This window comes from Comamonas denitrificans (assembly GCF_042654745.1).
Classification (GTDB): Bacteria; Pseudomonadota; Gammaproteobacteria; order Burkholderiales; family Burkholderiaceae_C; genus Comamonas; species Comamonas denitrificans.
In genome coordinates this window covers 18,619-34,749 of record NZ_JBHSEY010000044.1, presented here as the reverse complement: position 1 = coordinate 34,749, position 16,131 = coordinate 18,619, and the positions used below count along the sequence as shown (strand labels likewise).

Genomic DNA, 16,131 nt, shown 5'->3' with positions numbered 1-16,131 from the left:
CTTGAAACTCTGGTCGGTGCTCTAACCGATACCCAGCCCGTGGTCTTAATCCCTTTGAAATCAGGGCAAGCTTGAAACAACACGCAATTTAATGCGCATACAATAGAGCCAGTCTTAATCCCTTTGAAATCAGGGCAAGCTTGAAACGGTGTCAGCGTGCGAATAGTCTCCAGCGCCCCGAAGTCTTAATCCCTTTGAAATCAGGGCAAGCTTGAAACGGTATCACAAAGAATGCATTCACACTTTTATGTCTTAATCCCTTTGAAATCAGGGCAAGCTTGAAACGGAAAAGCAGAGCGCCTTGTTAAATGCTTTGGATGTCTTAATCCCTTTGAAATCAGGGCAAGCTTGAAACGTCAGCAAACTGCCCGATCAATAGTCTCTAGTATGTCTTAATCCCTTTGAAATCAGGGCAAGCTTGAAACCCACCACCAATAACACATTGGCCACCCGCGCGGCGTCTTAATCCCTTTGAAATCAGGGCAAGCTTGAAACCTGGGTGGCCTACGCCAACTTTAGCGGACGACAAGTCTTAATCCCTTTGAAATCAGGGCAAGCTTGAAACCCGTACACAGCGGAAGAAGTTCTGATCGAGGCGTCTTAATCCCTTTGAAATCAGGGCAAGCTTGAAACAAAACGTCCACGCTGGCCGTCGTAGAAAAGGTCTTAATCCCTTTGAAATCAGGGCAAGCTTGAAACACTTCACCAAGGCTGGGTAATGCTGACTACCGATCGTCTTAATCCCTTTGAAATCAGGGCAAGCTTGAAACAGACGACACCAATGACACAATCATTATCAAAGGTCTTAATCCCTTTGAAATCAGGGCAAGCTTGAAACGCAACACCTCTACCACCCAATCCGCAGCGGGAAAGTCTTAATCCCTTTGAAATCAGGGCAAGCTTGAAACCGCGGCCTGCACGCCGGTCTGCACGGCCTGCGCCGTCTTAATCCCTTTGAAATCAGGGCAAGCTTGAAACACGAGTACCGCCGTAAGCCTAAAACAATTCTGATGTCTTAATCCCTTTGAAATCAGGGCAAGCTTGAAACCCTTGATTCTCGACAAGGTGCAACACGCCGAAGTGTCTTAATCCCTTTGAAATCAGGGCAAGCTTGAAACTTCCGTTCACGTCTGTATCAGAAACGTGTAGACGTCTTAATCCCTTTGAAATCAGGGCAAGCTTGAAACTTCGACGCGCTGAAAAAAGGCGACGGCACCGAGTCTTAATCCCTTTGAAATCAGGGCAAGCTTGAAACGCGGGCGCTTTCACATTTAAGGAGTAATCAGCAGTCTTAATCCCTTTGAAATCAGGGCAAGCTTGAAACGTCTCTGTTCGGGAAGTTTCCCGAGCCATGGCTGTCTTAATCCCTTTGAAATCAGGGCAAGCTTGAAACAGTAGAGTATCTTGGCTTAGTAGCCAAGAAATTGTCTTAATCCCTTTGAAATCAGGGCAAGCTTGAAACCGTTCGCGCAAAAAATACTTTTGAAAACAAGCACTTGCACGGGGTGTTAGTGATTTTTTCATTTTCAAAAAGATGTCTTTTGGGGGCTTGGGTACAAGCAGTTTTTTCTCAGTCAGTTTCAATGTTTCAAGCGAGGCCGATTCTAACGGCGTGGTGGGGGTGAAATTAATCATCGTCTTCATTTTCTGCATCTTCATTTTCAGCGCTGCAGTCTTCGGTGTTTTGCCAGTGGCTGGCCACGCCGCCCAGGGTAACGCCTGCGGGCAGTTTGCTGGGCCCCAGGGTAAAGCGCAGGCCGCGCTGGGGCAGGGGGTAGGCGCGGATGTCGTCGCTGTGCTCGTCCATGATGGCCTGCAGGCGGGCCAGGCATTGCGCTAGTTGGGCCGCGCTGCCGGTAAATAAAAACACTGAGTACTGCAGCGGCACGGCGTATTGCTTCAAGGTGCGGTGAATGCGCCCTAGCCGCCGGGGGTTGGTGATGTCGTAGCAGATGATGTATTCGGACATGAAAAACCTCTTTTCTAGGAGCATTAGCCGCTTGTGAATAGGCGTTTTTTAATACTTAATCATCTAAAGCATAGGATTCGTCAGCGGTAGGCGCTTTTAAATTTGTGGCTGGCTGGGGTAGCTCGGGGTTGATGCGCTGGGCCAGTGCTTTGACTTGGGCGCTGATGGCGCGGCGCAGGGGGCGGGCGTTTTCTTCATACGCTTGGTAGTAGCGCACGCGCCCGGCTTTGCCCAGTAGGCAGGCCCCGCCGGTGTTGGTGTGGGTGAAGTGTTCGGCCCGCAGGGTTTGCTGGGCGACCATGCGCAGGCACAGGCGGTCGGCCAGGGGGCGCAGGGGTTCCATGAGGTCGCAGGCCAGGGATTGGCGGCTGTGGCTGATTTGGTGGTAGTAGCCAATGCAGGGGTCGTAGCCGGCGATGTGCAGGGCCATGGCCACTTCGGCGGTGACGAGGGTGTAGGTGAGCGAGAGCAGGGCGTTAAAGGGGTCGCGCGGGGGGCGGCGGTTGCGTTCTTGAAAGTGCAGGCTGGCGGGGACTACGGCCCGCAGGCCGGCAAAGTAGGCGGCAGCGGCGGCCCCTTCCATGCCGCGCAGGCTGTCTAGGTTGGGCGCTTGGGGTAGGCGCTGGGTTTGTTCTTGCAGTTGGCGCAGGGCTTGGGTGAGGGGCAGGCGGGCCTGGGGGTAGTGCTGGCGCAGTTCGTCCAGGCTGTTGATTTGCGTTTGGATTTTTTCTTGCACCAGTGCGTTGGCGTAGCTGAGGCAAAAGTGGCTGTCCAGGCTGAGGCGCACTTGGACGACGCGGCGCTGGATGTCGTTGTGCCCAGGGCCTAGCAGCAGGTGGGGGTCGCCATTGCGCCCGGATAAAAACAGTACGCCAACGCCGCGCTGGCCCAGTTGGCCGAGCAGGCCGGCCTCTAGGGTGACTTTGCCGCGCAGGATCAGGCGCGTGAGTGGGGCCAGGGGGACGGTGGCGCTGCGCTGGCCGTTTTCGTAGAAGACGATGGCTCCGGCATCGTGTTTGAGCAGGACATCGCGGCGATCGACGTAGAGGCTGGTCATGGGCGGGGCTGTCTGTCTTAAACGACGCTGAAAAATGGGGTGTTAAAGGTTTGGGCCTGGCCTAGGCAGTGGCGTTGTTGCCGGGGGTCCAGGGCGATGATGTGCAGGCGGTCTTCGTGGGGGTTGAGCAGGTTTTCCAGGTCGTGCTGGATGCGTTGGAGTTCGGTGCCAGTGACCCAGATTTCTGGCACGCTTTTTTGGCCCGCGACGCGGTAGCTGTGAAAGTAGCGCCCTACTTTGGCCAGGCGCTTGGGGTGGCAAACGTCGTATGCAATGAGGTAGAGGGTGCGGGCCATGGGGGGTGTAAAGGGTTAGGGGGTGGTGCCTTGTGGGCTGCCGTCAGGCGTGGCCTGGGCGGCGGCGGTGTTGGCGGCTTGGACCGGGGGCAGGGTGGGCAGGGTGCATTTTTTGGCGATGGCCGCTTGCTGGATGGCTTCGTATTCGCCTTTGAGGCGGCCGTATTCGGCTTCTTGTTCTTTGGTGCCGCCCAGGGCGAACAGGGCGGGCCAGAACAAAATCATGCCAACGCCCATGAGGGCAGCATCGTTGCTGGCCGCTTCGTCCAGGCGTGCGCCCAGTTGGGTGATGCGTGGATGCAGGCGTTGGGTTTCGCTGGCCAGTTGATCGCAGTCGTAGTTGTGGTACTGGGTGGGGGTGATGTAGGTGGCGCTGATTTTTTTCGAGGAGGTTGAGCAGGCGCTGATTGCCAGGGTGCAAGCCAAAATGGCGGCGGTGGTTTTTTTCATGTTGTTTCCTTTTCAGGTGTGGTTGGGATGGCTGCCAGTGTGCTGTTCAGGGCGCTGCCAGGGTGCTATGGCAAGCTTGCCGTTCAGGGCGGTGGCTGCGCTGGCCCCCGTGGGGTAAAAAAAATAGCTGCAGTCGCTGTGGGGCAGCGTTTGCAGCTATCGCGGGTGGGGCGGCGGCGGGTGGGGGCGGCTGGGGCTAGGTGTGGCAGGTGATGGCGGTTGCCGGCAGGCTGAGGCTGCGCTGGGTGTGGGGGCGTTTGCCGCTGGTGGCCAGCAGGTAGGGGGTGGCGGCCAGGCCCAGTGCGGCCTTTAGGGCGCGTTCGAGTTTGGAGTTGTTTTGTTCGAAAAACTCTTTCTCCATGCCTTCTTGCAGGCGCAGGGCGGCTTTTTCGTAGGCTTCGGCATCGATGCCTACAACGCTGCGGTACAGGGCTAAAAATTCTTGGGCATTGGCGCTGCGCCAGCTTTGCGGGCCGCGCTGGTGCAGGGTTTGGTGTGCCCACCAGGCCAGCCAGGCCAGCAGTGCCGGTGGCAGTGGCACGGGTGTGCCGCCGCAAAGGGCTTGTTTGCTGCGCAGGTCGATGTGCAGGTGTGGCGGTTCTAGGCTTTTTTGGATGGTGGCAACGGTTTGGTTGAAGCTGGCGTGCCCGTCCAGCAGTGCCTGGGGCTGGCCGTGGCGCAGCCGCACGACGGGGATGCGGGCCAGGGTGATGGTGGCATCTGCAGTGTCGATGTGTTGGCCGTCGCGCGTGGCCAGCCGCCGGGGGGTGGCGGGGGGGAAGAAGAACTCTGGGTGGCTTTCAAAGGGGCTGGAGACCAGTACGTGCGAGAGTTCGTCCTGCGGCCGGGCAAAGAGCGAGAAGGCGTAGCCCAGATAAAAACCCATGGTTTTGCGGCCCCCGGCAATCGACACATGCAGCGCGGCTTGGGGGTCGTGGGTCAGTTGGGCCATCAGTGTGGTGATGGCGTCGGCAGCGCAGGCGTTTTCTTCCGGGGTGCGGATGTCGGGCAGGGGCTGGCCCTGGGCGTTGTGTATTTGGTGGATGTGGGCATCGTCAAACACGGGGTGCCCTAGTTGGGGGTAGTTGGCCAGCAGGGCGTGGAATTGCCCGCCATCGGGGTGCAGCAGGGCTGTGCGTGCCAGGCGTGCGCCTTCAGCGGTGGTGATCAGGTGGATTTCTGTAGGCAAAAATGCCTGCCCTGCCGCACCGGGTTGCACTGCCAGGGCGTACAGCGTTTCAGTGACGATTTGCGGAAACAGGCCGGTGGCGGCCAAGAGGATGCGGCGGGGGAAGGTCATCATGCTTGCTCGCTGTCTTTCCAACGGCGCAGGTAGTCGCTGAGGGTGGCCAGTTCATCGCCAGCAAGGATATCGACGCCGTATTCGCGGGCGCGGGCGCGGTCGGTGTCGCTGACGGGTTTGGCGCTGACGTACAGGCCCCGCGCCATCAGGCCACCGACTTGTTTGACGAGTTGGCCCAATTTGTAAATAGCGTCTTGTGCCTGGTCTTGCTTTTTGGCTTTGCACTCGATGATCAGGGCGCGGTTGTTGGCCACGGCGATGCCGTCGATTTCGTTGCTGGTTTTGCTGACGCTGTGCGTAATTTGTGCGCCCAGGGTGTATTGGGTGGGGGCAAGGGTGCCGGTGAATTTGAGGAAGACGTATTCCTCGACCCAGCCGCCACCGAGGTATTTGGCTGCTTCTTGGTTGGTGAAGGTGATGGAACTGTAGGCCTCGTCCATGGTCAGCAGGCCGTGCTCTTGGGCTAAATCCAACAGCTTGCCAGCGGCTGTGCTGGCGCGTGGCAGGTAGTCCATGTCACGGGTCAGGCTTTTGCCATCGGCCGCTTGGTTGGCGTGGTAGTTCAGCGTGCTCAGAAAGCCTTTGAGTTGGGCTGATTTTTCGCCCATGAAGCGCGTGACTTTGGCGCGTTCAGCGGCGCGCTGCTGAATTTGCGCTGGGCGGGTGTCGTTGGTTGTGCGGTAGCCGCGCAGCAAGAGTTGTTCGTCGCGGGTGAGCACGTCTTGCATGGCTTCTTGGCGCGGGGTGTCATCCAGCCAGCTGAGTGTTTGCTGAAAAGTGTCGGCGTAGAGCAGGCGGTAGCGGCCTTGGCCGCTGGCCAGGTTGAGCAGTTGCTGGTGAATGGCCAGCACGATGAGCTTGGTGCCACCGGTGGCGTGAAATACGACATCGCGGCCATCGAGCTGGTCACAGGCCAGCTGCAGCGCTGCAGCTTGCATGTTGGCAGGTGTGCTGTCATCAAATGCCAAGGTGCGCAGCTGCGCCTCGGGCAGTGCCGATTTGAGCGCCATGCTCAGTGCCTTGGCGCTTTGCTGCTTTTGCATTTCGGGGGTTTCCAGAATCCAAATTTCTTGGGCCTGGAGCTGTTTTAAGGGGATGAAGTTGGCGGCGTTTTGGCCGGTGGCAATGCACAGGTGCAAGGTGGTCATGGTGCAGGTCTCACTTTATGGGATTGAACGTGGAATTGTTGCAGGGTGGCCCCCAGCGTTTGCAGTTGCTCGGCGCTGAGTTCTTGGCCACGCGCTTGCGCGGGGATGTCCAGGCTTAGATGCAGGTAGGTGGCCTGGCGGGCGCACACCTGCGCGGCCAGGTTTACGGGCAAGGTGCCAATTACGCAGTCGCCCGGCTGCACCTGGGTGGTGTCCAGGTGCGCTACGTGCTGATCAAAGGCGGGGCCATGGTGTTGCATCCAAAGCAGTGCGCCGGGGTGGCGCGAGACAAAGTAGGTGGTCATTGCCCGTGATGGTAAGGGGCACCAGCTTGGTGGGGGCTGTCGCAAGCTTGCCAAAGCTAGGCGTGGGCATCGGTGCTCAGCCCCTGCAAACGATAGCCGCCTAAGCCAAAACTGGCGTTTTTGCCGACGTGCAGCCATTGGCCCAGCCATAGCCACGGCCACAGCTGCTCCAATGTGTCGGCGTTGGTGTGCAGGTGCCATTGGCCGACCACACCACCCAGCGCCATTTCCTGCTGCTGGCGGCTGCTGTAGCGCGTCCAGTCAAACCAGCGCAATTGGCGCTCATCGCCCACTTGTTCGGCCAGTGCCACGGCAGCGGGCACTTGGGTGCCCCAATGGGTTTGGTTGGCGTGAAATTCGAGCATCAGCGCAGCTCGGCGCGCTAGGTGGCTGATGAGGGTGCGTGGCGTGAGCTTGCTCGGTGGCAGGGCATGGCCTTGGTGTTGCAGGCGCAGTGGGGTGTGGATGTGCAATTGCAGTGCCTGGGTCGCTTTGGGTAGAGGGGGAATATGCAGACTGGCAGCGTGGGGTTGGATGTGCGCTTTGGTCGCTGTCCACACCGGGATCAACTGCCCCTCTGAATCTTGCCATTGCACTTGCTCTAGCTCCAGCCGACTGCGGCTCTTGGTCAAGCCACGCGCCAGTGCGCGTTGCCAGGCGACGATGACTAGGGGCAATTGCTCCAAGGCATAGCCGATCAACACCAGGTGAAACACCAGTTTTTGCCCTGCTGGGAGCCAACGGTCGTTGGCATGCGCCATGCTGTTCAAGGCGGGTGGCGGCGGCTCCACTACATAGGCGTTGGGGATGGCGGAAAAGCGCTGTAGCTGGTGTTGCTCGGGCGCAGCGGCTTCAAAAATACGCGTGTAGGGGCAGGTGCTGCGCAGCGGGCAGTCGGTGCAGCTGGGCTGGCGCGTCATGCAGGCAAGATGGCGCAGTGCCGCGCCAAACTGCCCGCGCAGCAGCGATCCGGCGTAATGCGGCAGCTGCACGGCATCCAGCGCACGCGCGCTGAAGCGGTAGCGCGCTATGGGCAGGGGGTGGCCGTCGTGCTGGTGCTGTGTAGGCGCTTGCATGCTCATGCACTGCCCTTGAGTTGGGCCAGTTGCAGCTTTCTGCGCTGCTCTTTGGCGTCCCAGCGCTCGATCACTGGGGCCAGGGCAGTGGGCAGCATCTCAGCCAGTGCCAGCCGCTCGGCTGCGCTCCAGTTGGCGCTTTCTAGGGCGGTTTTGACCAGGCGCAGCGCATCTTGGTACAGGCCGGGCTTGTTGGCATCGGCAGGTTGCTTTTTGAAGTTGCCGTGGGGCGGTAGCTTGGCGGCCCAGTCGGCACAGGCTTGGCGCAGTTTTTCTATTTCTTGCCCCTGGGGGGAGAGTGTGCTCAAGGCCTGGGCGCGCTGCTCCAGGGCTTGGCGCTCGGCCTCTTGCGCGGCGGCTTTGGCTTGGGCCTGCGCGTGCAGGCGGGTTTTCTCGGCTTCGGCCTGTGTGCGCTGCTGCGCCAGTTGGGCGCGCATCGCAGCCATGCTGGGGCGGCCCTGGGCTTGCTGCTGGCACCAGGCTTGCAGCTCGGGGCAGTCGCCCTGGGGGTCGATTTCGACCACGGCCCAGCCAAAGGGGATGAGGTGTTTTTGGTCGCCTTCGGTTTGCGCAGCCAGCCAGACGGTTTTGGTGGTGCTCTCAAACGTGGGGGGTTGACCTTTGCCGCCCATGATCTTGATGCTGGCCACGCCTTCGCCGGTCAGGGTTTTGCTGTCGGCGCTGCCGTAGCGGCCAATGCGCACCAGGAAGGCATCGCCCGTCGACAGTTTTTTGCCGAGGGTGCCTTGAGCCAGCAACAACAGGTTGATGCTGTTTTTCCAGGTGGGATGCACCAGGCCGCGCCCGTCTAGCACGGCCAGTTCACGGCGCAAGCGCTGCAGGTGGTAGGCGTTGGATTGCCGCGCCAGCTTGCGCATATCCACGGCCCCGTGGGCGTTGAGCTGCTGCGCCTGGGGCGTGGCGGGCTTGCCTTTGTTGTCGCTGGCGCCCACGTGCTGCAGCAGTGCGGGCAGGGTGACATCGGCCACAAACAGGCGGTACTGGCCGTGCAGCACGCAGTCTTTGCGCGCGGCAATGCCTTTGGGCTGCAGGGGCTGGCCATCGCGCCCCAAGACTTCGCGCTTTTTGCGATTGACGGCAAACAGCACTTCGCGCTCGGGCTCGCGCGTGGGCATGAGGTCGGCCACTTTGAGCAGGCGCAGCGGGCTGGTTTGGAAGTCGCCGCCCAGCAGGCGCTTTTCCATGGCGGTGGTGCTTCTGCTGGTGTTTTCTTGAGGGCGCTGTTCGGCATTCAAATCATCCAGCCATGCCGTGCGCAAGGCGCCCTTGAAGCTGGTGCCGGGGATAAAGGGCTGTTGCAGCGCGCCGGTGTACACGTGGCGTTCGATTTCCTGCTTATTGAAAACGGGTTTGCCGCTGGCTTCAATGTTGGCGGCTTTCCCAATCGTTTCTTTATATTTCTCTTCCACTCCAGCACACACCGGCATGACTACATACGCATGGGGTTTGAAGGCGGCAGCATGGTCGCGAAAAAAGCGCTGAATGCCAGCCAGCGAGCCGCGCCGCGCCACGTCGGTGAGTTGCTTGCGCTGCAAGTCGTTCAGGGCAGCTCGGCTGGGGTCAAAGCCGTAGAGCAAGCCATCATCAATGACGTAGTTGGTCGGCTCAAAGTCTTCGCCGCAGCCAATGTGGATGGGCGACAGCGGCGTCAGGTGCAGCCGGTGGGTGGTTAAAAACGGGCTCATATGCTCTCCAGTACTGCGCTGGCAGCTATGGTTTCAGGAGTTTCAGGAATATGAATCGGCACCACGGGGGCATAACCTTGCTGCACCGTCTCGGGCAGGGTGAGCGACACCGGTGCCGCCGTGCCGCCCAGGCCCTGGCCGATAAAGGCGCGGCGCGCATCCAGCTGCTCGGGCCAGAACACGCTGCCCGTTTTGGCCAGCAGCACCGGGCGCTTGAAGGGGGTGCCGCTTTGCACGGCCACATCGCCATGGCGGCCAAAGCGCGTCACGCTGTGCCAGTGGCTGCGCACCGGGCAAAAACCCAGCCCTTGCGGCGCGCAGGGGGCCAGCGTGAGCCAGGCGTTGGGCGTGCCTTGGCTGGGCAGCTCCCAGGTGACGGGTGTGGCCTCGCCCACCAACGCAAATTTGCCCAGGCCAATGCTGGCATCGCGCCCATAGCCGTGCTGGCCGATGTACGCCAAAGCGGCCTGCAGTTGCGCCACCGACAGGCGTGCGCTATCGAGGGCCACGTACACATCGAACTGGCTGCCCGGCGCTAGCCACGTCTGGCCCATGGTGTACGGGGCAAACATGCCGGTGCCGGTGGTGCCGGTCTGGCGGTTGATGCTGTTGTGCGGCTGGGCACGTTCCAGGGTGGCACCCAGGGCGCTGTCGGCCTGGGCCAATTGCTGCCATTTTGGTAGCTGCTCGCGCAAGCTGGATAAGGGCAACCAGCGTTTTTTCTTTAAAACCTTGCGGTCGCTGCCCGCCTCGGCCTGCCAGGCGCTGCTGGGCAGGCTGGGCAAGGGCAGGTGGCCCTGCGGCAGCGCATCGGACACCACGGCAAAGGGCTGGCCTTGGGTGTAGCCCTCCAGTAGGGTGGTCAGGGCGTCGTTGCCCAGCTGGTGGCGTAGCGTCCAGCACAGCTGGCCAAACAGCGTATCTCCCGCCAGAGGCGTGCCCAAAGCGGACAGGGGTTGCAGGGTGAGGCGGTAGGTTTGCATTCAACCTCCTTGGTGTAGTTGGCTGCACAGTTGCGCCACACAGGCCTGGCGCGTGGCTTCGTCCACACGGCCCAGGGTTTTGGTGACGATGGTGCTGCGCAGGGTGATGACTTTGTCGGTGCGTATCCAGCTGGCTACGGGCAGGGCGCCGCCTTGCGGCAAGGGGCCTGCGGGTAGCGCGATGGCATGATGGTTCTGCGCCTTGGATGTCAATGCCATGGCGATAAAGTCGCCGCGTGCGTCGGCGGCGGTTAGCAGCAAAACTGGGCGCTTTTTAGAGGCACTCAAATCGCTGAAAGGAAACGGCACCAGGGCCACGCTGCCGGGTTCAAGCGTCATTCCACACCTCGTCTTCGGGGTTGTCCCATACGTCGTGCAACGCGGTGGTTTGCGCAGCCTGCAGGTCGTGCCATTCCTGTTGTGCAGATGCCTGGACGCGCTGGGCCAGAAACGCCGCAAAGTCCAGCACTTCTTGCTGCAAGGCGGTAGGCAGCTGCTGCACGGTGTCAAAAATTCTTTGGCTTAAGGCGGCGTGGTTCATGGCTTACCTCGCAAACGGTTGCACCGTGTCAAAGCGGGCCTGGGCATCTTGGCCGTCGATGGTCAGGCCAACAAACTTGACCTTGCCGTAGCCGCGCGAGCCGCTGCCGCCCAGGCTGTCCAGCTCCAGCAGCTTCAGGCCTTGCAGCACGGTGGTGAGCAGCGCATCGCCATCGCCAGCCAGGCGCTTAACGGACAGGCGAAAGTCAAAGCGCGCCCCGGCTGGAACGCGCTCAGTTTGGCGTGGGTGCTCGGCCACGCCCGAGATGCGGTTGATACGGTTTTCGCTTTTCACCTCAGTGAGCATCTGGTTGTTGTCGCGGATTTCTTTTTCCCACTCAGCTTGCAAGTTGCAGTCCCAGAATGACAGGCGGCTGGGGCCCAGCTCTTGCATCTCTTTGCCCAGCTTGGCATCGCCGCTGATGCCAAACAGCTGCAGGATGTGCTTGACCTCGGCCTGCACCGCGCCGCTGGCGTTTTGCAGGTCTGGGTAGCCCAGCGGGGCTTCTTTGACGGCACCGCTGCGCCATTCGAGCAGGCTGCGCATCTTGCCCTTGAGGCTGGAGCCGGGGATGTAGGGCGCCTGGGTGTGCGGGTGGCGAATCACGGTGTTGTCCACGCCGCCAATGCGCATTTCGCTGTCGCCCGCGCCAATGCGCAGACCGCTGACCAGCTCCAGCGTTGCCTGGATGGTGGTGATGCCGGTGAGTTGTTGGGGTGCTTGTTGGGTCATGGCTTATTTCTCCTGGGCTTTGTAGAAGCCCATGAAGGCTTCCATGAACAATTTGGCGTGGCGCAGGCTGTCTGCATCGCTGATCTGGCGGATGAGGTGGGCGAACAGGGTTTCAAAGCATTCATCCACGTGATCGCGCCCCTTGGCGTAGGCCGCTTTAGCCACCAGCATCTGGATGAAGGGCGCCACTTCCTCGTATTTGGCGCTGCGCTCGGCAGGGGTGCGCTCGAACTGCACGCGCTCGTACCACATCACCAGCTCGTCGTAAAAGCGGCGCAGCTGGGTAGATTTGTTCTTTTTGCCTTCGCCCGCTTCATGCACGGTGCGCGCTTTGTCTTGCGCAATGTCAGAAAACAGCGTGGCGGGGATGTTTTTCAGCTGCACATCGGCAACAGAAATCGTGATGCGTGGCGCATCCTGGCGTGACCGGTCGGTCCAGCCTTGGTTGCGTTGGTATTGCGTGGCCATGGGATGCTGTCTCCTTATCGCTGGCGGTAGAAGTGGTTGAAAAGCGGAATGCGAAATTGGGTACCCAGGTGCTCCAGCCCCTGCTCGCCCAGCACCTGGGCCAAGCGGGTTTGCGCCTGCGCACGGGCCAGGGGGTCGCGGTCTTTGAGCTTGTCCATCACGTAGCGGCGCGTGCGGTAGGCAAAGCGGCTGCGCCACATGGCGTGCTCGGGGTTGTGGGTGTCGGCCTTGAGGTCGATCAGGTGCAGCAGGCTATAGACGTAGCTGGTGGAAAGACCGTAGGCTGCGCGAACGTCGTCGAGTTGCTGCTGGGTGTACTCAATCACCTTCCACTCTGGCCAGCGCACCCGCTCGCCATACAGCACCAGGGCGTTCTTGCGCTGTGCGGGGTCGGGGTGGCTGCCTGCCTTGGCGGCATCGAGCGCATCTTCGGCCTGCGCCGCCAGGGTGTGCATGGGCAGGCCGGGTTTGGTCATGCACATGCCTGCCGAGAAGGTGATGCCCGGGTTGCCCGCCACGTAGTCGGCAAAGGCGCGGGCCATGCGTGCGGCCAGTTTTTGCGTGCTGTGCCAGGGGCCAATGAGGAAAAAATCGTCCCCGCCAGCAAACACGGTGTAGGTATTGGGAAATTCTTGCGCGCACAACGCGGGCAGGTACACGGCAAAAAACGCGTTCATCTGGCGCGACAGGGCTGCCATCTTGGCAAACGTGGGCGACGGCAGCCCCTGCTGGAAGATGGTGCCCAGGTTGTCCACGTCGCCCTTGAGCGTCATCAGCGCCACTTGGCCTTGCCAGTTGGCGGCGCTGCTGGTGTCGTCGCTCTTGGGCAGGCGGTCTTCGCAGGCGATGTGGTTAAGGGTTTTGCCCGCGCCGTGCGCCACCGCGTCGGCATCCACTTCTTCCTCGATGCCTTTGTATTTGGCCTGGGTTTGAAGGTCCAGGCTGCCAAAGCGCGGCACGTAGGCGTTGATGTAGCGGCGCGCGTAGCCGTGCCATAGCGGTGCGTCCAGGGTGTCGGGCAGGCTGAAATCCCAGCAGCGCGCTAGGCTGGCGTTGCTGGCGAGGTTGCCAAACTTGCCGCTGCGGTCTTCATCGGCGGTAAAGGCGACGGTGTAGCCAAAGATGGGCACCTCCAATCGCTTGACGCTGCCGCCTGGTACCACGGCTTCGCCCTGGCGCAGCACCAGCAGGCGATCTTGGCGCGCCAGGCCCTTACCGATCTCGATCTGATCGCGCGAGAGGGCGGCGCTGGCCTGCCCGTCTTGCAGTTGGTCGGCTGGCAGGCGGTCGTTGTAGCGGCACACGCCATGGGGGTACTGCACTTCAAAGACGCTGGGCGCGCTGGCGGCTGTCAGGTCAAAGCGGTGTAGTTTGGCTTTTTCCAGGTCGGCAAACAGCTCACTCATCAGCGCCTGGAAGCGGTGTGCAGGCTTTTTGTCCAGAAAATCGTTGCTGCTGGCGGCCTTGCCTGCCAGGCCCAGGCCTGCCAGGCCAAAGCTGTGCTGCAAAAACCAGTTGTTCAGCTCGGTGCGCACCGCAGCCAGTTGGGCGCGGGCCTCGGCGGTGTTGGGCGCGACGATGAGGAATTTGCCCGCCGCGTTGGTGATCTGGCTGGTAGGCGGCAGTTGCAGTGCCTCCAGCACCTTGAGCGCGGCCAGTTCGGTGAACAGCGACACCTGGAACGAGCGCCCGCGCAAGAGCCGCGCGGCATCGCGCCGGGTCTGGCTGCCGTCGGCAAAGATGAAGTCTTGGATACCGAAAAAGTCGCCCTGAATGAGCAGAAACTTTTGCTCGTCCCAGTCGCTGCGCTCTTTCAGGCGCTGGGCAGCGGCGGCATCGGTTTGGCCTTGGGCTGCATGCCAGCGCCACAGGGCCACGGCCAGTGCGGCGGTGGTTTTGCTGTGGTCGTACAGCGATACCTCGGGCTTGCTGCCAAAGGCCGTGGCCGAGGGAATGGCCTGGGTAAAGGTGAGCCAGGCGGTGTCGAAATGGTCTAGCCACAGCGGCCATTGGCTGCGGTGCGCGGCGGGAATGGCTTGCAGGGCCTGCAAAAACTGCTGCCACAGGGCGGCGTATTCCTGCTGGGCGGGCGCGTCTTGTGCGGGTTCGCATTTTTCGCGCGGCTGGGGAAAGATGGCCTGGGGCGAGAGCGCTTTCAGCGGGTAGCGCCATTGCAGGCTTTTCAGGCTGTGAGACTTCTTGGCCGCGGCGCTGATGTCCACCTGCTCCAGCAGCGACAGCAGCCGTGCCTGGTAGTGGTTGCGCCCGGTAGGAGTGTCGGGGTTGCCCTCTTGCGCGGCGTTGTAGGCATCAAACGCCTCGCGCTCAAAGCCGCTGGCCAGGCGGTCGGCGCTGGCGATGATCCACTGCAAAAAAGTGTCGGGCCGGTGGTGCGCAGCGGCGGCGTTGACCAGCGAATCGGCCTCGCTGCCCGCCTGCAATTGATGGCGGTTGACGAAAGGCGCCATGTCGCCCTGGATCAGGCTGGGGGCGTGGCGCTCAATGTGGTCAAAGGCCAGCGCGGTGTAGGCCGCGTGGATGTGGCTGTGGTAGCCGTTTTTGCCCCCCGGGGTGGTGCTGTGCCAGGGGCAGTACTGGGTTTTGTGCGCTGCCAGCGCGTCGGCAGGCACGTCCAAGCGGGCACGTTCGGCAAATTTACCCAAGTCATGCAAGTAGGCGGCCAAGGCCACCCGGCAAGAGGCATGGAGCCAATGGGTTTTTGAATGGGGAGTCATGAGCGGCTTTCTCCTGCAGCGATGCCAGAAATGGATAAAACGCAGTATCTATGCAAAAAATGAGGTTTTTTCTATTCAACGGACGGCAACAAGCTTGCCACAGAACTTTTACCAAGACTTCCATAGCCTTCAGCGCACAAAAACAAAGGGTTTCAAAGCAATAAAGCCATGAAACCCTTTAAATACCAGCGTAAGCAGCTATCGCTACAACTTCTTCAAGCGCTCTAGCGCGGCCAGTAGCGTGGCATCTTCTTTGGCAAAGCAAAAGCGCACCACTTGTTGGTCAAAGCCGTCGCCGTAAAAGGCTGAGAGTGGGATGGCGGCCACGCCGATTTCTTGCACCAGCCAGCGGCAGAAGTCGGCCTCGGGCAGGTCGGTGACCGCAGAAATGTCCACGCACTGAAAGTAGGTGCCGCGTGTGGGCAAGGGCTTGAGGCGGGTGGCTTGCAGGCCGTGTAAAAACAGGTCGCGCTTGCGTTGGTAGAAAGCGGGCAGCTCCAGGTAGGGCGCGGGGTCGGCCATGTAGCTGGCCAGGCCCACTTGCATGGGGGTGTTTACGCTAAAGACGTTGAATTGGTGGACTTTGCGAAACTCGGCCATCAGCGCGGCCGGGGCGGCGATGGTGCCCACTTTCCAGCCAGTGACGTGGTAGGTCTTGCCAAAGCTGGAGACGATAAAAGCGCGCGCGGCCAGGCCGGGGAAACGGGCGGCGCTTTGGTGCGGCTGGCCGTCAAAGACCATGTGCTCGTACACCTCATCACTGAGCAGCAGCACATTGGTGGGGGCGAGCAGCTCTTGCAGCTGGCGCATCTGCGCATCGCTCCAGACGGTGGCGCTGGGGTTGTGCGGGGTGTTGATGATGAGCAGGCGCGTGCGCGGGGTTAGCGCGGCGGCGATTTTGGCAAAGTCTGGCGCAAAGCTGCCGGGGGTGAGCGGCACGCGTACAGCGGTGGCACCGGCCAGTTCGATGTTGGGCACGTAGCTGTCGTAGCAGGGGTCGAGCACGATGACCTCGTCGCCCGGCTGGGTGCATGCGAGGATGGCGGTGAGGATGCCCTGGGTGGCCCCGGCGGTGACGGTGATTTCGCTATCGGCGTTGTAGCGGCGGCCGTACAGGGCCAGCATTTTGTCGCTGACGGCCTGGCGCAGTGCGGCGATGCCGGGCATGGGGGCGTATTGGTTGTGCCCGGCGTGCATGGCCTCGGTGACGGCGTGCAGCAGGCGCGGATCGCAGCCAAAGTCGGGGAAACCCTGGCCAAGATTGACGGCCTGGTGCTGCTGCGCCAGGGCCGACATGGTGCTGAAGATGGTGGTGCCCACCTGGGGCAGGCGGCTGGGGAAGGAGGGGGGGGTGGCAGTCAT

Annotated in this window: 16 protein-coding genes and 1 CRISPR repeat array (1 of these 17 only partly in view); all 16 genes read right to left on the bottom strand. The window is 61.2% G+C overall.

Features of this window, described 5'->3' with window-relative positions:
* Window positions 1-1,462: direct repeats of the CRISPR family, unit length 36 nt; unit sequence GTCTTAATCCCTTTGAAATCAGGGCAAGCTTGAAAC; it reaches 860 nt to the left of the window's first position.
* A 165-nt stretch (window positions 1,463-1,627) separates the two neighbouring features.
* Complete coding sequence (gene cas2, locus ACFO24_RS08880) at window positions 1,628-1,969, bottom strand: CRISPR-associated endonuclease Cas2 (protein WP_377738014.1); 342 nt, start codon at window positions 1,967-1,969, stop codon at window positions 1,628-1,630.
* A gap of 55 nt (window positions 1,970-2,024) precedes the next feature.
* On the bottom strand, window positions 2,025-3,026 hold the full coding sequence (cas1, locus tag ACFO24_RS08875) for a CRISPR-associated endonuclease Cas1 (protein ID WP_377738013.1): 1,002 nt from the start codon (window positions 3,024-3,026) through the stop codon (window positions 2,025-2,027).
* Between the two features lie 17 nt (window positions 3,027-3,043).
* The gene (locus ACFO24_RS08870; RefSeq protein WP_377738012.1) at window positions 3,044-3,322 is read right to left on the bottom strand and encodes a CRISPR-associated endonuclease Cas2; all 279 of its coding nucleotides are present in this window, start codon (window positions 3,320-3,322) and stop codon (window positions 3,044-3,046) included.
* Window positions 3,323-3,337: 15 nt separating this feature from the next.
* Complete coding sequence (locus ACFO24_RS08865; RefSeq protein WP_377738011.1) at window positions 3,338-3,772, bottom strand: hypothetical protein; 435 nt, start codon at window positions 3,770-3,772, stop codon at window positions 3,338-3,340.
* Between the two features lie 196 nt (window positions 3,773-3,968).
* Entirely contained in the window at window positions 3,969-5,075 is a 1,107-nt protein-coding gene (gene csm6 / locus ACFO24_RS08860; protein WP_377738009.1) for a CRISPR-associated ring nuclease Csm6, read from the bottom strand.
* A complete protein-coding gene (locus tag ACFO24_RS08855; protein WP_377738008.1) occupies window positions 5,072-6,223 on the bottom strand; it encodes a Card1-like endonuclease domain-containing protein in 1,152 nt (383 codons plus the stop codon). Before ACFO24_RS08855 ends, csm6 begins: the two co-directional genes overlap by 4 nt.
* Window positions 6,220-6,528, bottom strand: a complete 309-nt coding sequence (gene csx16 / locus ACFO24_RS08850) for a CRISPR-associated protein Csx16 (protein ID WP_377738007.1) — start codon at window positions 6,526-6,528, stop codon at window positions 6,220-6,222. Before csx16 ends, ACFO24_RS08855 begins: the two co-directional genes overlap by 4 nt.
* Window positions 6,529-6,584: 56 nt before the next feature.
* Entirely contained in the window at window positions 6,585-7,610 is a 1,026-nt protein-coding gene (cas6, locus tag ACFO24_RS08845) for a CRISPR system precrRNA processing endoribonuclease RAMP protein Cas6 (protein WP_377738005.1), read from the bottom strand.
* Entirely contained in the window at window positions 7,607-9,310 is a 1,704-nt protein-coding gene (locus ACFO24_RS08840; RefSeq protein WP_377738004.1) for an RAMP superfamily CRISPR-associated protein, read from the bottom strand. Before ACFO24_RS08840 ends, cas6 begins: the two co-directional genes overlap by 4 nt.
* Window positions 9,307-10,293 carry a type III-A CRISPR-associated RAMP protein Csm4 gene (gene csm4, locus ACFO24_RS08835; RefSeq protein WP_377738002.1) on the bottom strand — a complete coding sequence of 329 codons (987 nt, stop codon included), beginning with the start codon at window positions 10,291-10,293 and terminating at the stop codon, window positions 9,307-9,309. Before csm4 ends, ACFO24_RS08840 begins: the two co-directional genes overlap by 4 nt.
* Complete coding sequence (locus ACFO24_RS08830; protein ID WP_377738001.1) at window positions 10,294-10,632, bottom strand: type II toxin-antitoxin system PemK/MazF family toxin; 339 nt, start codon at window positions 10,630-10,632, stop codon at window positions 10,294-10,296. It abuts the gene before it with no gap.
* Window positions 10,622-10,834 (bottom strand): DUF2281 domain-containing protein, encoded by a 213-nt coding sequence (locus tag ACFO24_RS08825; RefSeq protein ID WP_377738000.1) that lies wholly within the window; start codon window positions 10,832-10,834, stop codon window positions 10,622-10,624. Before ACFO24_RS08825 ends, ACFO24_RS08830 begins: the two co-directional genes overlap by 11 nt.
* Window positions 10,835-10,837: 3 nt before the next feature.
* Window positions 10,838-11,566 (bottom strand): type III-A CRISPR-associated RAMP protein Csm3, encoded by a 729-nt coding sequence (gene csm3 / locus ACFO24_RS08820; RefSeq protein ID WP_377737999.1) that lies wholly within the window; start codon window positions 11,564-11,566, stop codon window positions 10,838-10,840.
* Between the two features lie 3 nt (window positions 11,567-11,569).
* Window positions 11,570-12,034: a type III-A CRISPR-associated protein Csm2 gene (gene csm2 / locus ACFO24_RS08815; RefSeq protein WP_377737997.1), complete on the bottom strand. Its 465-nt coding sequence runs from the start codon at window positions 12,032-12,034 to the stop codon at window positions 11,570-11,572.
* Between the two features lie 14 nt (window positions 12,035-12,048).
* On the bottom strand, window positions 12,049-14,769 hold the full coding sequence (cas10, locus tag ACFO24_RS08810; protein WP_377737996.1) for a type III-A CRISPR-associated protein Cas10/Csm1: 2,721 nt from the start codon (window positions 14,767-14,769) through the stop codon (window positions 12,049-12,051).
* Window positions 14,770-14,973: 204 nt separating this feature from the next.
* On the bottom strand, window positions 14,974-16,131 hold the full coding sequence (locus tag ACFO24_RS08805; protein ID WP_377737995.1) for a pyridoxal phosphate-dependent aminotransferase: 1,158 nt from the start codon (window positions 16,129-16,131) through the stop codon (window positions 14,974-14,976).